Genomic DNA, 17,503 nt, shown 5'->3' with positions numbered 1-17,503 from the left:
CCCGATTTGAGCATCCGATACGATTTTGGTGCTCAAATCGGGATTTTTAATAGAAAAATTATTAATTTATTACCCCTTTATTCGGGAAAAACATATTTTTTTTGTAACTTTGCGCCCAAAAGTAAAAACAATATAAAATTAAAATAGATAATATGGCTAAGAAATTTGCCGAGCACAACGGTCTGAATCTCACTCAGACAAACAATGACGTACTAGCAGCGTGGGAGAAAAACGATATCTTCCACAAGTCTATCGACGAGCGTGAAGGCTGCCCTCAGTTTATCTTCTTCGAGGGACCTCCATCAGCTAATGGCCACCCGGGTATTCACCACGTGTTGGCACGTAGTATCAAGGATACATTCAACAGATACAAGACCATGAAGGGCTTCCAGGTTCACCGCAAGGCGGGATGGGATACCCACGGACTCCCTGTTGAACTCGGTGTCGAGAAGGAACTCGGCATCACCAAGAAGGATATCGACAACAAGGCTTCCGAGAAGTATATCTCTACCGAGGATTACAACCACAAGTGCCGCGAGAACGTGATGAAGTTCACCGCCGAGTGGCGCGAGTTGACCGAGAAGATGGGTTACTTCGTAGATCTCGATCATCCTTATATCACTTACGATAACAAGTATATCGAGACTCTCTGGTGGCTCCTCAAGCAGCTCTACAACAAGGGCCTGCTCTACAAGGGTTACACCATCCAGCCATACTCTCCAGGCGCAGGTACAGGTTTGAGCTCTCACGAGTTGAACCAGCCTGGATGCTACCGCGATGTTAAGGACCTCACCACCACAGCCCAGTTCCTCATCAAGGATCCTAAGGCAGAGTGGACCAAGTGGGGCAAGCCATACTTCATCGCATGGACCACTACACCTTGGACTCTGCCATCAAACGTGGCTCTCTGTGTGGGTCCTAAGATTGACTATGTAGCCATCGAGACCTACAACCTCTACAATGGCGAGCCTATGACTCTCGTGATGGCTGAGGCGCTGGTAGGTTCATATCTGAAGGCAGACCAGGAGTGCAAGGAAGGCGATCTCCTTCCATTCGACAAGGAGAAGAAGCAGTGCCCATGGCGCATTATCGACCACATGAAGGGTGCCGACCTCGAAGGCATGCACTACGAGCAGCTCCTGCCATGGGTGAAGCCATGCGAGAAGGTAGATGCCTTTGCTCCAGCTTTCGTAACAGAATATGCAGCTGCTCATCCTGAGAAGGTATTCGCTTCTGAGGATGGTCGCGATAAGTTCGTTGAGATGGATAGCGAGGCTTTCCGCGTAATCCTCGGCGACTATGTTACTACCGATGACGGTACTGGTATCGTGCACATCGCACCTACATTCGGTGCTGATGACGCCAAGGTGGCTAAGGATGCCAACATCCCAGCCCTCTACCTTATTAATAAGAAGGGTGAGACCCGCCCAATGGTTGACCTGCAGGGTAAGTTCTATCTCATCGAAGACCTCGATGCCAACTTCGTGAACGCTTGCGTCAACAAGGAGGCATACGCTCATCACGCAGGCGACTACGTGAAGAATGCCTACGACCCACAGTTTAATGTGGATGGTGTTTGGGACAAGAAGGCTTCTGATAAGGCTGAAGATCTGAACATCGTACTCTGCTACGAGTTGAAGCAGGAGGGCAAGGCATTCAAGAGCGAGAAACATGTTCACAACTATCCTCACTGCTGGCGTACCGACAAGCCTATCCTCTACTACCCATTGGATAGCTGGTTTATCAAGGATACCGCCCGCAAGGAGCGCATGGTAGAATTGAACAAGACCATCAACTGGCAGCCTGAGAGCACCGGTACAGGCCGTTTCGGCAACTGGCTCGAGAACCTGAACGACTGGAACCTTTCACGTTCACGCTTCTGGGGTACTCCATTGCCAATCTGGCGTGACGAGAACCGTGGCGAGAAGTGCATCGGCAGCTTGGAGGAACTCTATGCTGAAATCGAGAAGTCTGTGGCTGCCGGCATCATGCAGAGCAACCCATTGAAGGAGAATGGTTTCGTTCCTGGCGACTACTGTCAGGAGAACTATGATAAGATTGACCTCCACCGTCCATACGTTGACAAGATCGTATTGGTTAACGAGGAGGGCAAGCCAATGTATCGTGAGAGCGACCTGATTGACGTTTGGTTCGATTCAGGTTCAATGCCTTATGCCCAGCTCCACTACCCATTCGAGGGAGAGATGGCTCGTGGCACAGAGGCCGACCGCGATGCACTCATCCACAGCACCTACGAGGGATATGCTATTCCTCCTAAGTTCTATCCAGCCGACTTCATCAACGAGGGCGTGGATCAGACCCGTGGATGGTTCTTCACCCTGCATGCCATCGCTACCATGGTATTCGACAGCGTAGCCTTCAAGAACGTCATCTCTTCTGGTCTCGTTCTCGATGCCAAGGGTAACAAGATGAGTAAGCACGTGGGTAACGTAACCAACCCATTCGAGATGATCGATAAGTATGGTGCCGACCCTGTTCGTTTCTATATGATGACCAACAGCGAGCCTTGGGACAACCTGAAGTTCGACCCTAACGGTGTGGATGAGACCCGTCGCAAGTTCTTCGGTACCTTATATAATACCTACAGTTTCTTCGCCCTCTATGCTAATGTAGATGGTTTCGATGCTGAGGCTGCTCAGGTGCCATTCGAGAAGCGCCCAGAGATCGACCGCTGGATTCTCTCTTCACTCAATACCCTCATCAAGGGTGTTGACAGAGAGTTGGCTGGCTATGATCCAACCCGCGCAGGCCGTCTCATCGACGCTTTCGTGAACGATGACCTCTCTAACTGGTACGTTCGTCTGAACCGTAAACGTTTCTGGGGTAAGGAGATGAGCGAGGATAAGTTGAGTGCTTACCAGACTCTCTATACCTGTTTGATGACAGTGGCTAAGCTGCTGGCACCATTTGCTCCATTCTATGCAGACGAGTTGTATCACGACTTGGGCGGCGAACTGGAGAGCGTACACCTCGACAAGTTCCCTGTAGCTGATGAGGCTGCTATCGATGCCGACCTGGAGGAGCGTATGGCCATCGCCCAGAAGATTACTTCTATGGTATTGGCATTGCGCCGCAAGGTGAACATCAAGGTGCGTCAGCCACTGCAGCAGATCATGATTCCAGCCGTAGATGATGTACAGAAGGCACACATCGAGGCTGTAGCAGGACTGTTGAAGAACGAGGTGAACGTGAAGGAGGTTAACTTCATTGAGGGTCAGGGCATTCTCGTTAAGAAGGTGAAGTGTAACTTCAGAGTGATGGGTAAGAAGTTCGGCAAGCTGATGAAGGGTGTTGCTGCCCAGATGTCAGCACTCGATCAAGACCAGATTGCAGCCTTCGAGAAGGCAGGCAACATCACATTGAATATTGACGGACAGGAAGCCGTGGTAGAGGTAGCCGACGTGGAGATTATCTCAGAGGATATCCCAGGATGGCTCGTATCTAACGAGGGCAATCTGACCGTGGCACTTGAGGTAGAGTTGACTCCTGAATTGAAGAAGGAGGGTATGGCTCGTGAGCTGATCAACCGTATCCAGAACCTCCGCAAGGAGACTGGTTTGGAGATTACCGACCGCATCAAGGTGACTGTGGCTCCTAACGAGGAGACCAATGCTGCCATCGAGTCATTCGGCGACTACATCAAGGGTCAGGTATTGGCAGACAGCATCGAAATCGGTGACAACGCAGGTGTTGAGACCGAGTTTGATGACTTTAAGTTGAACATTCTCGTAGAGAAGAATTAAATAAATAGGAGTTGGAAGTTAGGAGTCAGGAGTTATCCGAAGCTACTTGCTTCTAACTTCTATTCCTTAACCTTTTAAAAATTAATAACTTTATAACGTTTAAAGAAACATCTATGGCTAACGAAAAGGCACGTTATAGCGATGAGGAGCTCGAGGAGTTCCGCGCTATCATTGAAGAGAAATTGAAGGTGGCAAAGCAGACTTATTGCGAGTGTATGGCTCAGCTGAACCATTCAGACAGTAATGATGTGGTAGATACATCACCAACCTACAAGGCCCTGGAGGAGGGAAGCGAGGCGCAGAGCAAGGAGGAGATTATCCAGATGGCACAGCGCCAGCAGAAGTTTATCAAGGGATTGGAGGCAGCGTTGGTTCGCATCCAGAACAAGACTTACGGCATCGACCGTGAGACTGGCGAGCTGATTCCTAAGGAGCGCTTGCGTGCTGTACCTCATGCCACATTGAGTGTAGCTTCCAAGGAGGCTAGAAAGAAATAATAAATGGAGAAAAAAAGTAAATTACATATCGGCTGGCTCGTCACGGCAATGGTGGTTGTGCTGCTTATCATCGACCAATGGATTAAGCTGTACATCAAGACCCACTTTTGCCTTGGCGAGTCTGTTCGTGTTACAGACTGGTTCTTTATCGATTTCATTGAGAACAACGGTATGGCGTGGGGCATGTCGTTCATCGGCAAGTTCTGGCTGAGCCTCGTGCGCTCGGTAGCCATCATCTTCCTGGTATGGTATCTGCACCGCATCATCAAGCAGGGCAAGCATCGCCTGGTCTATATCTTCCTGGTGGCACTGGTGCTCGCCGGCGCCATCGGCAACATGATTGATTCCATGTTCTATGGCTTGATGTTCACGGCTTCCTCGCCTTATTATGTGGCTTACCAGGTGCCGTTTGGTGAAGGTTATGCGCCTTTCTTCATGGGCAAGGTGGTGGATATGTTCCGCTTCCCGTTCTTCACCTATACATGGCCGGAGTGGTTCCCAATATGGGGTGGACAGCAGGGCACGTTCTTCGACCCTGTGTTCAATTTCGCAGATTCATGTGTCAGCGTGGGTATCATCGCCATGCTCATCTTCTGCCGTAAGGAATTGGAAGAGTTGGGAGAGGGAAAGAAGAAATCTTCTGATAAGTTATCTTCATCAGAGAAATCTTCATCAGGGAAATCTTCATCAGGGAAATCTTCTGAAGAATCTGCCCAGAAATCATAAGATAGGAGGAATATGGGATGAAGAAGATTTGTGCGTTTTTCTCGATATTGATATGCCTGCTTCTGGGTGTGGTTTCCTGTAAGCCATCCTTGCCTGGAGATGTGTTGTCGAAGGGCAAGATGGCGGATATCCTCTACGATTATCACGTGGCGCTCTCAATGGCGCATACGGCTGATGGAGGGGATACCGGACAGAGCATCACATATCGCGAGGCAGTGCTCAGAAAGCACGACGTTACCTCGGCTGAATTCGACAGTTCGATGGTGTATTACATGCGCCACACCGAATTGCTGGAGGATGTATATAAGGAATTGGGCGACCGCCTGAACAACGAGATTGTAGCCCTGGGTGGTAATGCAGACGCCAGCCAGTTTGATAATCTTTCTGCCACGGGCGATACTGCCAACGTATGGAATCTGGCACCAGCCATGGTGCTTTCTGCCACCAAGCCGTTTAATGCGGTAAGCTTCGATATTCCGGTGGATACCGCCTTTCATAAGGGCGACCGCCTGATGCTCGATTTCGATACGCAGTTCATCTTCCAGGATGGCATGCGTGGTGGTGTGGCTTTGCTCGCCGTGCAGTTTAAGAATGATAGCATTGCCCAACAGGTTACCCAGATTTCCAATTCTCAGCATTGCTCTATTCAGGTGGCTGATAATGACAATCTTGGCATCAAGAGTGTGAAGGGATACTTTATGCTGTCTGATGGTTCTTTTGCTTCGGACATGCCGTCTTCTTCCACGCTCAAGCTGATGTTCGTAGAGCATATCAAGCTGGTTCGCATGCATCAGCCAAAGACTGTCCAGACTCCGGCTTCTTCTGCCGGAACATCTTCTACTGACAGTTTGAAGAAGGATAGTGCCCAGCGCATGGGAGCAGCATCCTCTGCTCCTTCATCATCCTCTCAGACTCAGATGATGCATCCGGAACCGCTTCCGGGCAAACCGGGAACGCTTCCTCCAGGAAGACCTATAAGGATGCTTCCTCCTAAGCAGCTGAAGGGTGAACCGCTGAAGGCAACCAATCTGCGATAGAAAAGTGATGGAAGATTTAAGAAGATGCGGAGCCCATCAGGTGATATTGCCCGATGGCTCGATACTGCAGCAGGCTGTGGTAGAAATACAGGAGGGCAGGGTGGTGAACTACTTTGAGTTTCGTGAGGAGTTGCCGATGACCGAATGGTTAGGTGGCGAAATCCGGGTGGAACGAGACGAGGATGGCATCCTCCGAGCCCTGTGGAACGGGAAGAGAATTGATAGTTAATAGTTTACAGTTAATAGTTGATAGTTCTTTCCTGCATAAAGTAATCAATAAACATTAAACAATAAAACATTAATAATATGTTAAGCGTAGATCAATTAGAAGACAAGTTGATAGACTTGGCATTTGCTGAGGATATCGGTGATGGCGACCACACAACCTTGTGTTGCATTCCTGAGGACGCCATGGGTAAGAGCCATTTGCTCATCAAGGAAGATGGCGTATTGGCTGGTGTAGAAATGGCTAAGAAGGTGTTCGCCCGCTTCGACCCTACCATGAAGGTGGAGGTTCTGTTGCAGGATGGTACCCACGTGAAGAAGGGCGACATCGCCATGATCGTAGAGGGTAAGACCCGTTCTCTGCTTCAAACAGAGCGCCTCATGCTCAACATCATGCAGCGCATGAGCGGTATCGCTACCATGACTGCCAAGTATGTGAAGCGCCTCGAAGGTACCAAGACTCACATCCTCGATACCCGCAAGACCACTCCAGGTCTCCGTATGTTGGAGAAGCAGGCAGTGAAGATTGGTGGCGGTATGAACCATCGCATCGGTCTCTTCGATATGATTCTCCTCAAGGACAACCACATCGATTTCGCTGGCGGCATCGATAATGCTATCGACCGTTGCCATGCTTATCTCAAGGAGAAGGGCTTAGATCTGAAGATTGAAATCGAGGTTCGCAGTTTCGATGAGCTCGACCAGGTGTTGAAGCACGGCGGTGTAAACCGTATCATGCTCGACAACTTCTCTGTGCCTGATACCAAGAAGGCAGTGGATATCATCGCCGGCAAGTATGAGACTGAGTCTTCAGGCGGTATCACTTATGATACCATCCGCGATTATGCAGAGCAGGGTGTTGACTTCATCTCTGTAGGTGCCTTGACACACAGTGTTAAGGGCTTGGATATGAGCTTCAAGGCTTGCGAATAAGAGTGATTTAAGTGAAGAGTGAAGAGGGAAGAGTGAAGAATTCAAATGCTTTTCTCTTTCTTCTTCTGAAATAATTTTGTGGAGTTAGGAGACTTTTCTAACTCCACATTCTATTTAGGTGTATATTAATAAAGATATATATTATGAATAAGATTTTTGCTTCAGCCTTGATGGCTGTGGCTATGATGGGCTGCGTCTCTGAGGCTGAGGCTTGCAGCAACTTCATCGTGGGCAAGAAGGCATCTGTGGATGGTTCCGTGATGTGTTCTTACAGTGCCGACGACTACGGTATGTTCCAGTACCTCTGCCATTATCCTGCGGCTAAGCACGCCAAAGGCGAGATGCGCAAGATTTACGACTGGGATAGCAACAAGTATCATGGTGAGATTCCAGAGGCAGCCGAAACTTATAACGTTATCGGCAACATCAACGAGTGGCAGGTTACCATCGCCGAGACTACCTATGGCGGTCGTGAGGAGATGGTGGATTCCACCGGTATCATGGACTACGGTTCGCTCATCTACGTGGCTTTGCAGCGCAGTAAGACGGCACGCGAGGCTATCAAGGTGATGACCACCCTCGCCAATACCTATGGTTACAACTCTGGCGGTGAAACCTTCACCATCTGCGATCCTAACGAGGCTTGGATCATGGAGATGATGGGTAAGGGTGCCGGTTCCAAGGGTGCTGTATGGGTAGCACTCCGCATTCCGGATGATGCCATCTGTGCGCATGCCAACCAGAGCCGCATCGGCAAGTTCAATATGAAGGACAAGAAGAACGTGATGTATGCCAAGGATGTGGTTTCCTTTGCCCGAAGCAAGGGCTGGTTCCGGGGCAAGGATGCTGATTTCTCTTGGAAGATGGCGTATGCGAAGCCTGATTTCTCGGGTCGTCGTTTCTGCGATGCTCGTGCCTGGGCGATGCTGAACCATTTCTATGACATGAGTCCTTACCTGGATTGGGCACTCGGCAAGAATCCTGATGCGCAGGATATGCCTCTCTGGGTGGTTCCTAACAAGAAGGTGAGCGTGAAGGATGTGGAGGCTGTGATGCGCGATCATTACGAGGGTACTCCTCTTTCTGTGGCCGACGGTTCTGATATCGGTGGCGGTATCTGGGAGATGCCATATCGTCCTACACCATTGATGTACAAGGTGGATGGCAAGCAGTATTTCAACGAGCGTCCTGTAAGCACCCAGCAGACTGGTTTCGTATTCGTGAGCCAGATGCGTTCATGGTTGCCAAGAGAAATTGGCGGTGTGTTCTGGTTTGCCAACGATGATGCCAACATGGCTGCGTTCACACCGGTTTACTGCTCAATGACCCAGCGTCCTGAGTGCTATAACACTCCTGGTGTTGATGCGGTGCATTTCAGCAAGAAGAATGCTTACTGGGTTTGCAATATGACCAGCAACATGGTTTATCCTCGTTACAGCCTGATGTTCCCAACCTTGAAGGAGGTTCGTGATAGCTTGGACAACAGCTATTTTGCTGCTCAGGCAGGTGTTGAGAAGAAGGCTCAGGAGCTTTATGCTCAGAATCCACAGGCTGCCGTGAAGTATCTCAACGATTATAGTGTTGAGAAGGCACAGCAGATGTTGGCTCGCTGGAACCAGCTTTTCGAGTTCATGGTGGTGAAGTATAATGATATGATTATCAAGCCAACCGATAAGAATGGTAATTTCGAGAAGACCCCTTATGGCTTGGGTGCTCGTCCAGCCCGTCCTGGTTACCCAGAGAAGTTTGCCAAGCAGCTTGTCAAGCAGAGTGGCGACAAGTTTCTGGTACCAGAGGAGAAGAAATAATAAATAAAAAAGGTCGTTTCCCAATCATTAAAGAAGGGAAACGACCTTTTTTTATTTTTAAATAGCTCTTTTATAAACTCTTTTAGATGAGCTCTAAAATTGTATTTATGATTTTTTCAATCTTTGATGAGTCTGTGGCTTGATCCAGTTTCTGGTTGATTTTTTCTTCCAGCTTTTTCTGAACCTTGTCGGCAGCCTTATCCATGGCTTCGTTAGCCTTGTCTTCCAGCTTCTTCTGAACTCTCGAACTGATGCTGCCATCGGCAGATTCATCAACAGGATTTCCGTTTTCATCAAGATTTGCATTGCTATCAGATGAAGATGAGGCTGAATTATCTCCGACGGTATTATCGTCTGATGTTGAGGAAGATTCCTCAATCTGCAGATTATCCGTATTTTCCAGCGCCTTCACCATATCATCTGCATTCATGGTATAAACCTTGCCCAGAATACCGAAACTGATGGTATGCTGCTTGCCATTAAACTCAACTGAGCCCTTGGAACACACGATGTAGTTGTGATATTCAAAGAGCTGGTTCATGGCTTCGCCCATCATATTGTCTGCCATCATCTTAGCTGCTGAACGGAGGGCTTGGGTAAAGAAGTTGTTATCCGTAGTGCTTACAGCTTTCTCTATCGCCTTGCTTACTTCCGTGCGAACCTTCTCCTTGTGCTCTTCTTCGCTTGGGTTTGTAACGGCGAAGATGGCGAAGATGAAGATGATGAGGCCGATAATCATCTTCATAACGAAGTGATTCGACTTCTTTTTCGGCTGCTTCGAATCAGGATTCGGGGTTGGGTTGAATCCCTGATTAGAATTAGGATTGAATCCTTGATTTGTGTTCTGAGTCGTGTTAAAGCCCTGATTCATGCTTGCGCCTTGCTGGAAACCTTGCTGGAATCCCTGCTGAAAGCCTTGGTTCTGGTTGAAATCCTGATTTGAATTCTGATTGAACCCCTGATTCTGATTGAACCCCTGATTCTGGTTGAACCCCTGGCTCTGGTTTGAATTCTGATTAACCTTATCAGCTTCTACAGCTTCCAATACGGCTCTTAAATCCTCTACTTTCCAGGCTGGCGTCCAATCAGCCATGCCTTGTTTCCAAACTAGAGTTTCGGGGCTGATACCTTTTTGAACAAGCTGATCCATACTGAATGGTCCTGCCTGTTGTCCATTATTATCAATTATAAAAAATTCCATAACCTATTTATATTTTAAATCAATTAGTGCGTAGCCTTCCACCAGCCTGTCTTTTCTCTACCCTTGATGGCCACGCTGTGCTGGCTTGGGTCGGAGATGGTGATGCCGCAATAGTTCTTGATCTTGAAGCTGTCGGAACTGTAGATGCAGGTGTACGCCTCGTCGGTATGATCTGATGCCTTGATGGTGAGCTTCAACTGACTCTTGAACTGGTCGAGCAGATATCCGCTTGGGTGGAGACTATCCACATAAGTCTCCAGGTCGTAGAAGAGGTTGGGACGGAAGCCGTCCAGATGCTGGATGGAATCCAGACTTACGCTGGCTGATAGCTGATACTGGGCGTTGATCTCCTTCATCACACTCGCTAATTTCTCCACCTGTCGGCAGTCGATGGCTGCCAGGTTGCAGAATGGGGCAGAGGAGTTCTTGTAGAAGTTTACGCTGGTTGAAACGATGCCCGAATAATTAGGCGTAGCAGAGTTCAGATAGCTCCACATCGAGCGATATGGCAGTCCGGCTGCCATGATTTCGCTTCCGCTGGCTATCATGTAGTTGGTAACATCTTTCAACTCGTAGGCGGTTTCTATATTGCTCATGTAGCAGGCGTCGAAGAGGATGTATTGCATCTTCAATCCGCTCTCTCTGATGCCTTCGGCGAGGGTGCTGATATCCATGGCGTTTTCTGCCAGACTCACACTGCCGAAGAAACGGGTGAGGGGGGCGTTGGGATCAGAACCAAACTGAATGCCGCTGAAGTTATTATCCCTTGGACGTGTTACGCTTGGACGTGCATAGTAAGGGTATCTGCTCCAGTCGCTGGCATAAGTCCAGCCGCAACCATGTACTCCCACGATGAGGGCATAGTTCAGTGCACTGGCTTGCGTTTTCACCTCGTTCATAATATCTGCGATGCCCTCGGCTGAGGCATACGAAGCACCCTCGTATTCCTTCAGGGGAACACGGTCCACGCTTTTGGTAGTAGCATTATATTGCAAGTCATAGAGCGTGCTGTGGTTATATTTATCGCTCAGGAACACCAGAACGCGGGAGTTGTTGAGTCCCTTTCTGTCGATGATTCCATCGCTGATGCTGTCGATGTTGTTCTGCAAATAGCCCAATAATCCCGTGCTGCTTTGGCTTCCCGTCCATGGATAGAACACCAGGATGGTCTGCTTGTTGACGCTATCCGTATCAAAAGCCTCTTCGCTGCAACTCGTGAATGTCATTGCCAGCGAAATCATGCATATAAATAAGGTGAAAAGCTTCTTGATCATGTTTATATCTAAAAAGGTTAAATGTTTAGTGCTTAGTGTATGACACACTAAACACTAAACATTATTTATAATTATTTTCCGTAATTATTTCTATAATTATTTCTAATTATGTCTATAATTACTTCTTCTTGAGCTCCTCGATGGTTGCCTTGAGGGCAGCAATCTTCTCTACAGAGTCGCTCTCCTTCTTGCGCTCCAGGGCTACTACCTTCTCAGGAGCGTGAGCTACGAAGTTCTCATTGCTGAGCTTCTTGCGTACACCCATCAGGAAGCCCTCCAGGTGCTTGAGCTGAGCCTCTGCCTTCTCAATCTCGGCTGCTACGTCGATGAGGTCGCCCAATGGTACGGCAAATTCGTCGGTGCCTACCATGAAGCTGGATGCATCGGCACTCTTCTCGGCAATAACCTCAATCTTGTCGAGGTTGGCCATCTTCAGCGTTACGTCGTTGTAAGCCTCGAAATCGTTCTTGCCTACTACCTGCAGAGACAACTGCTCCTTCTGGGCAATGTTCTTCTGGTTGCGAACGGTACGAACACCGGCGATAATCTGCTTTACAGCCTCAATGTCGGCTGCCAACTTCTGCTCCTCATCTGTAGGTGCAGGAATCTCCAGCTTCTCGCGCATGATGCTCTCGCCATCCTTGCGGTCGTAGATGTGCTGCCACAACTCCTCGGTGATGAATGGCATGAATGGATGCAGCATCTTCAGCAGGGCATCGAAGAAGCGGAGGGTAGCGTCGTAGCTCTTCTGGTCGATAGGCTGACCGTAAGCTGGCTTCACCATCTCCAGGTACCAAGATGAGAACTCATCCCAGAACAGCTTATATACTGTCATCAATGCCTCAGAGATACGGTAGTCCTTAAACTGCTTCTGCATCTCCTCGTTCACCTCCTTGAGCTTGGCATCAAACCACTTCACGGCGATTTCAGCACTCTTAGGCTGCTCGATATCCGCAGTCTCCCAACCCTTCACGAGGCGGAAGGCATTCCAGATCTTGTTGTTGAAGTTACGTCCCTGCTCGCAAAGGCTCTCGTCGAAGAGGATGTCGTTGCCGGCTGGAGCACTGAGCATCATACCCATACGAACGCCGTCGGCACCAAACTTATCAATCAGATCCAATGGGTCTGGTGAGTTGCCGAGACTCTTGCTCATCTTGCGGCCCAGCTTATCGCGGACGATACCTGTGAAATATACGTGCTTGAATGGCATCTTGCCACGATATTCGTAGCCAGCCATGATCATACGTGCTACCCAGAAGAAGATGATGTCCGGACCTGTTACGAGGTCGGAAGTAGGGTAGTAGTAGTTAATCTCCTCGTTGTCAGGATGCTCGATGCCATCAAACAGAGAGATAGGCCACAACCATGAAGAGAACCAGGTGTCGAGGCAGTCGCTCTCCTGCTCAAGATCTTCAGCCTTGATGTTGGCATTCTTCTCCTGAGCGAGTTTCAGAGCCTCCTCTGCAGTCTCTGCTACCACGAAATCCTTCTTGCCGGCATTGTCGAAGTAGTAGGCTGGGATGCGGTGACCCCACCAGAGCTGACGGCTGATACACCAGTCCTTGATGTTCTCCAACCAGTGGCGATAGGTGTTCTTGTACTTCTTAGGATAGAACTCGATGTCGTCGTCCATCACAGGAGGGAGGGCGATGTCGGCAAAGTGCTGCATCTTGAGGAACCACTGTGTAGAGAGCTTTGGCTCGATAGGCACATTGGTACGCTCAGAGAAGCCCACCTTATTATTATAGTCCTCAATCTTTTCCATCAGACCGGCGTTCTGAAGGTCGATGGAAATCTGCTTGCGCACGTCCATGCGGTCCATACCTACATAGAGGCCTGCTGCCTCGCTGATGGTACCGTTGTCGTTGAAGATATCGATGGTCTCCAAACCGTGCTTCAAACCGAGGGCGTGGTCGTTGATATCGTGAGCTGGAGTTACCTTCAAGCATCCGGTACCGAACTCGATATCTACGTATGTATCCTCGATGACAGGAATCTCGCGGTTTACGAGAGGCACGATCACGTGCTTGCCCTTCAGCCAGGTATTCTTCTTATCCTCTGGGTTGATACACATGGCAGAGTCGCCCATGATGGTTTCAGGACGGGTTGTTGCTACCACGGCATAGTAACCCTTCTCATCCTTGTGCATCACGTTCTCCTCATCCACCTGCTGGCAGTCCTGCTCTACCACGTAATACTTCAGATGATAGAGCTTAGAGTGCTCGTCCTTGTAGATAACCTCCTCGTCAGAGAGCGCAGTCTGAGCCTTAGGGTCCCAGTTAACCATGCGTACGCCACGATAGATGAGACCCTTCTGGTAGAGGTCGCAGAATACGTGGATAACGGCACGAGAGCGGGTCTCGTCCATGGTGAATGCAGTGCGGTCCCAGTCGCAGCTGGCACCGAGCTTGCGGAGCTGCTTGAGGATGATGCCGCCGTGCTCGTGAGTCCAGTCCCAAGCATGCTTGAGGAACTCATCGCGAGTCAGGTCGGTCTTCTTGATACCCTGCTGAGCGAGGCGGTTAACCACCTTAGCCTCGGTAGCGATACTGGCGTGGTCGGTACCTGGTACCCAGCAAGCGTTCTTGCCCTCCATGCGTGCACGGCGAACGAGAATATCCTGGATAGTATTGTTGAGCATGTGTCCCATGTGGAGCACACCCGTTACGTTTGGTGGAGGGATTACCACCGTATAAGGTTCACGACCATCTGGCTTAGAGCTGAAAAGCTTGTTGTCGAGCCAGTACTGATACCATTTACTTTCCACTGCTTGTGGATCGTATTTACTTGCTAATTCCATTGTTTCTATCTAATTTTTATTCTTTTTCTTTCTTTTTCCTTAAAAAACGGTGCAAAGATACGAATTTTTGGGCGAAAAATGCTATCTTTGCATCAAAATTATTAATTTTTGCACAAAACGATGGTTAGTAAATATGAATTGGGATATTATGGGGGCTTGGTTTCTCTTCAATGTCATGATGTGTGTGGCTGCTGTTTCTTTCGCCATATTTCTTAATACGAAAGCGGGGAAGAAGTGGAAGAAGAACCTTTAAAAATTATGGAACTGACCTTTCGCAAGTGGTATCCCACCGTCCCCGAAGGGGGCGAATGTGAATAACTGCTGGTGGAATGACCGAAGGGAATGGAACCTGCGGATAGCAGACACACACTCTTTATCGTCCCCGAAGGGGGCGAACAGGAGCAAGGTTGGATGTGGTTCGCCCCCTTTGGGGACGCTTTCTCCCTACTATTGGTTGTCCGCAGGTTCCATGACCTTTGGTCATTCCACCAGCGGTTATTGAAAGTTGGCCCCCTTCGGGGACCGGAGGTTACTTGCGAGACTTGAATAATAAAACAATGCATACGAAAGAAATAATTAAAACAATGCATACGAAAGAAGAGAAAATGGCGGCGTTCAGCCGCTTGCTGGATGTGCAGGACCGTTTGCGCCTGCAGTGTCCATGGGATAAGAAGCAGACATTCGAAAGTCTTCGTCCGAATACCATCGAGGAGACTTTCGAGCTTTGTGACGCCTTGATGAAGCGCGATTACAAGGATATCAAGAAGGAGCTGGGCGATGTGCTGGAGCACGTGATGTTCTATAGCATCATCGGCAGAGAAGACGGCGAGTTCGATATCTGCGATGTCTGCAATCAGGAAGCTGATAAGCTGATGTTCCGACATCCTTTCATCAACTGGAAGGAAGAGGGAGAATGGACTGTGGCAAATCCTGATATGTATATCAATGATGCGGGACAGGTGGTATATAAGGAGTCTGAAAAAGCAGAAACCGGGAGGGCAGAATCTGCAACCGGGAAGGCAGAGGCGGGGAGCTCGGAAGAAACCCTGGCTCTTGGTGCCACCAAACCCAAGAATGCTGCCTCGGTAGAGAAAACCTGGGAGCAGATTAAGCAGCAGGAGAAAGATGGCAACGAGCGCGTTCTGAGCGGTGTGCCAAATTCCCTGCCATCCCTTATCAAGGCCTATCGCATTCAGGACAAGGCACGAAACGTGGGCTTCGACTGGAAGGAGAAGGAAGATGTATGGGATAAGGTACACGAAGAACTGGAGGAACTCAAGGTTGAACTTGCCAAGGGCGACAAGGAGAATTCCACCCAGGAACTCGGCGATTTCCTCTTCTCCGTCATCAATGCAGCCCGTCTCTATAAGCTCAATCCTGACAATGCGCTGGAGAAGACAAACCAGAAGTTTATCCGCCGCTTCAACTATGTGGAAGATCACTCGCTCAAGCAGGGCAAGAATCTGAAAGACATGAGCTTGGAAGAGATGGATCAACTCTGGGATGAAGCCAAGAAGCAGGAAAAGCTTCAAGATGAGGAGTAAAGCTTCAAGAAGTAAAGCTTCAAAAAGTTATGCTTCAAGATGAGAAGTAAAGAAAAGTAAGATAATCAGATTTTAAAGATAAAAGATTATGAAAAGATTAGTTTATGTAATGATGGCTTTGGTAGTACTTTTCGCTGCCAATAGCTGTAAGGATAAGAAAACAGTGCCAGTAATCAGCACCAACGATTCTGTGGCGCTGGAGGATGCGGAGAACGACTCAACCATCTATGGCGTGTGTGGCGAGGGTACCTCTATGCACAGCCTGGAATTGATATCAGATGCAGGTGATACCCTCACCGTCTTCATCGACGATGAGCAGCCTGGCATCGTGCAGGGCGGACTCTTGGCTGGCGACCGCATCGCCCTCATCGGCTACAAGGCGCAGGATGGCGAGATGCTTGCACAGAAAGTTATCAATCTTACTTCGCTCCTCGGCAAGTGGACTTCGATAGACAAAAACTTCGATATCCTGGAAGGTGGCGAGGTGAAGAACAATGTGAAGGCGGAAACCAACCCTTGGACTTCATGGAAGATTCTGAATGGTAAGCTCCTGCTTAACAAGGATACCTTTGCCATCGACAATCTGGGTCCGGATAGTCTGACGCTGGAGAATACGCAGGGCATCTACGTCTTCAAGCGCCAGGAGTAAGAATATGATTTTTAAGCGGTAGTACGTCATCTCTATCTCTATGGAAATGACGGAATATCATCTCTGAAAATGATAATACACCGTTTCAAACCTATAAGATTGCAATAAAAATTTTGGAACCATTTAAGATACATATTCTGGGGTGTGGCAGTGCGCTGCCCACCCTTAAGCATAACGCCTCCTCGCAGCTCATAGAGATGCGAGGCAAGTGCTTTATGGTGGATTGCGGAGAAGGAGCACAGATGCAGTTCCGCCGCTCCCATATTCATTTCTCCAAGCTCAATGCCATCTTCATTACCCACATGCATGGTGACCATTGCTTCGGCTTGATGGGCCTGCTCTCTACACTTGGAATGCTCGGTAGAACATCTAAGTTAAGAATCTATGCTCCAAAGGATTATGAACCCCTGTTCAAGCAGCAGGTGGAGTATTTCATGCAGACCATGGAGTATGAGATGGAGATGATTCCGGTGGATACCGAGAAGCAGCAGATTATCTACGAAGACCATTCGCTCACGGTGGAGACGGTGCCCCTGAAGCATCGCCTGCCATGCTGCGGCTTCATCTTCCGGGAGAAACCTACGCTGCCTCATATCCGCCGCGACATGATAGATTACTATGGCATTCCTATCAGTCAGATCAACAATATCAAGAATGGGGCTGACTGGAGCAACGAGGAGGGCGAGGTAATTCCGAATGAAAAATTAGTGACACCTGCCGACCAGCCCCGCAGCTATGCCTACATGAGTGATACCCGCTATATCCCGAATCTCTGGGAGAAGGTGAAGGGTGTTACCCTGCTTTATCACGAGAGTACCTACACCTCAGATCAGGAAGATCGTGCCAAAATCTACAACCACAGCACCGCCCGTCAGGCGGCGATGGTGGCGAGGAATGCCGGGGTAGGAAAGCTGCTCCTGGGGCATTACAGTGCCCGGTATAACGACGAGAAAGTGTTGCTCAAGGAGGCAAAAGAGGTATTCGGGGAAAGCTATCTGAGCAATGAGGGAATGGTGATTTCGGTATAGAAAATCTGTATAGAAAA

The 17,503-nt window shown here is 49.0% G+C and carries 13 protein-coding genes; 10 read left to right on the top strand and 3 right to left on the bottom strand.

Features of this window, described 5'->3' with window-relative positions; genetic code table 11:
* Positions 1–152: 152 nt before the first annotated feature.
* The 7 genes from ileS to KUA49_RS11425 all read left to right on the top strand — a co-directional run bounded on the left by ileS (position 153) and on the right by KUA49_RS11425 (position 8,990).
* On the top strand, positions 153–3,764 hold the full coding sequence (gene ileS / locus KUA49_RS11455) for an isoleucine--tRNA ligase (protein ID WP_218412777.1): 3,612 nt from the start codon (positions 153–155) through the stop codon (positions 3,762–3,764).
* 113 nt (positions 3,765–3,877) lie between these two features.
* Positions 3,878–4,261, top strand: coding sequence for a TraR/DksA family transcriptional regulator (locus KUA49_RS11450; RefSeq protein ID WP_218412778.1), 384 nt, complete (start codon positions 3,878–3,880; stop codon positions 4,259–4,261).
* Between the two features lie 3 nt (positions 4,262–4,264).
* Entirely contained in the window at positions 4,265–4,987 is a 723-nt protein-coding gene (locus KUA49_RS11445) for a lipoprotein signal peptidase (protein ID WP_218412779.1), read from the top strand.
* Positions 4,988–5,004: 17 nt separating this feature from the next.
* Positions 5,005–6,024, top strand: a complete 1,020-nt coding sequence (locus tag KUA49_RS11440; RefSeq protein ID WP_218412780.1) for a DUF4296 domain-containing protein — start codon at positions 5,005–5,007, stop codon at positions 6,022–6,024.
* 7 nt (positions 6,025–6,031) lie between these two features.
* A complete protein-coding gene (locus KUA49_RS11435; protein WP_218412781.1) occupies positions 6,032–6,253 on the top strand; it encodes a hypothetical protein in 222 nt (73 codons plus the stop codon).
* Positions 6,254–6,330: 77 nt separating this feature from the next.
* On the top strand, positions 6,331–7,182 hold the full coding sequence (gene nadC / locus KUA49_RS11430) for a carboxylating nicotinate-nucleotide diphosphorylase (RefSeq protein ID WP_006846832.1): 852 nt from the start codon (positions 6,331–6,333) through the stop codon (positions 7,180–7,182).
* Positions 7,183–7,325: 143 nt separating this feature from the next.
* Positions 7,326–8,990 (top strand): dipeptidase, encoded by a 1,665-nt coding sequence (locus KUA49_RS11425; protein ID WP_218412782.1) that lies wholly within the window; start codon positions 7,326–7,328, stop codon positions 8,988–8,990.
* 82 nt (positions 8,991–9,072) lie between these two features.
* On the opposite strand, the gene KUA49_RS11420 is transcribed toward KUA49_RS11425, so the two are convergent.
* The 3 genes from KUA49_RS11420 to KUA49_RS11410 all read right to left on the bottom strand — a co-directional run bounded on the left by KUA49_RS11420 (position 9,073) and on the right by KUA49_RS11410 (position 14,265).
* On the bottom strand, positions 9,073–10,191 hold the full coding sequence (locus tag KUA49_RS11420) for a GYF domain-containing protein (protein WP_218412783.1): 1,119 nt from the start codon (positions 10,189–10,191) through the stop codon (positions 9,073–9,075).
* A gap of 23 nt (positions 10,192–10,214) precedes the next feature.
* Positions 10,215–11,465 carry a clostripain-related cysteine peptidase gene (locus tag KUA49_RS11415; protein ID WP_218412784.1) on the bottom strand — a complete coding sequence of 417 codons (1,251 nt, stop codon included), beginning with the start codon at positions 11,463–11,465 and terminating at the stop codon, positions 10,215–10,217.
* Between the two features lie 118 nt (positions 11,466–11,583).
* Entirely contained in the window at positions 11,584–14,265 is a 2,682-nt protein-coding gene (locus KUA49_RS11410) for a valine--tRNA ligase (RefSeq protein ID WP_218412785.1), read from the bottom strand.
* 584 nt (positions 14,266–14,849) lie between these two features.
* Between KUA49_RS11410 and mazG the strand changes: the two genes are divergently transcribed.
* The 3 genes from mazG (at position 14,850) to KUA49_RS11395 (ending at position 17,486) form a co-directional block, all read left to right on the top strand.
* On the top strand, positions 14,850–15,809 hold the full coding sequence (mazG, locus tag KUA49_RS11405) for a nucleoside triphosphate pyrophosphohydrolase (RefSeq protein ID WP_218412786.1): 960 nt from the start codon (positions 14,850–14,852) through the stop codon (positions 15,807–15,809).
* Between the two features lie 88 nt (positions 15,810–15,897).
* Positions 15,898–16,458 carry a hypothetical protein gene (locus KUA49_RS11400; protein ID WP_203038710.1) on the top strand — a complete coding sequence of 187 codons (561 nt, stop codon included), beginning with the start codon at positions 15,898–15,900 and terminating at the stop codon, positions 16,456–16,458.
* Positions 16,459–16,571: 113 nt separating this feature from the next.
* The gene (locus KUA49_RS11395; RefSeq protein WP_218412787.1) at positions 16,572–17,486 is read left to right on the top strand and encodes a ribonuclease Z; all 915 of its coding nucleotides are present in this window, start codon (positions 16,572–16,574) and stop codon (positions 17,484–17,486) included.
* Positions 17,487–17,503: the final 17 nt, after the last annotated feature.

This window comes from Segatella copri (assembly GCF_019249655.2).
In the GTDB taxonomy this organism is placed as follows: Bacteria; Bacteroidota; Bacteroidia; order Bacteroidales; family Bacteroidaceae; genus Prevotella.
The sequence above is the reverse complement of the archived record's forward strand: the minus strand, read 5'-3'. Positions and strand labels throughout refer to the sequence as shown.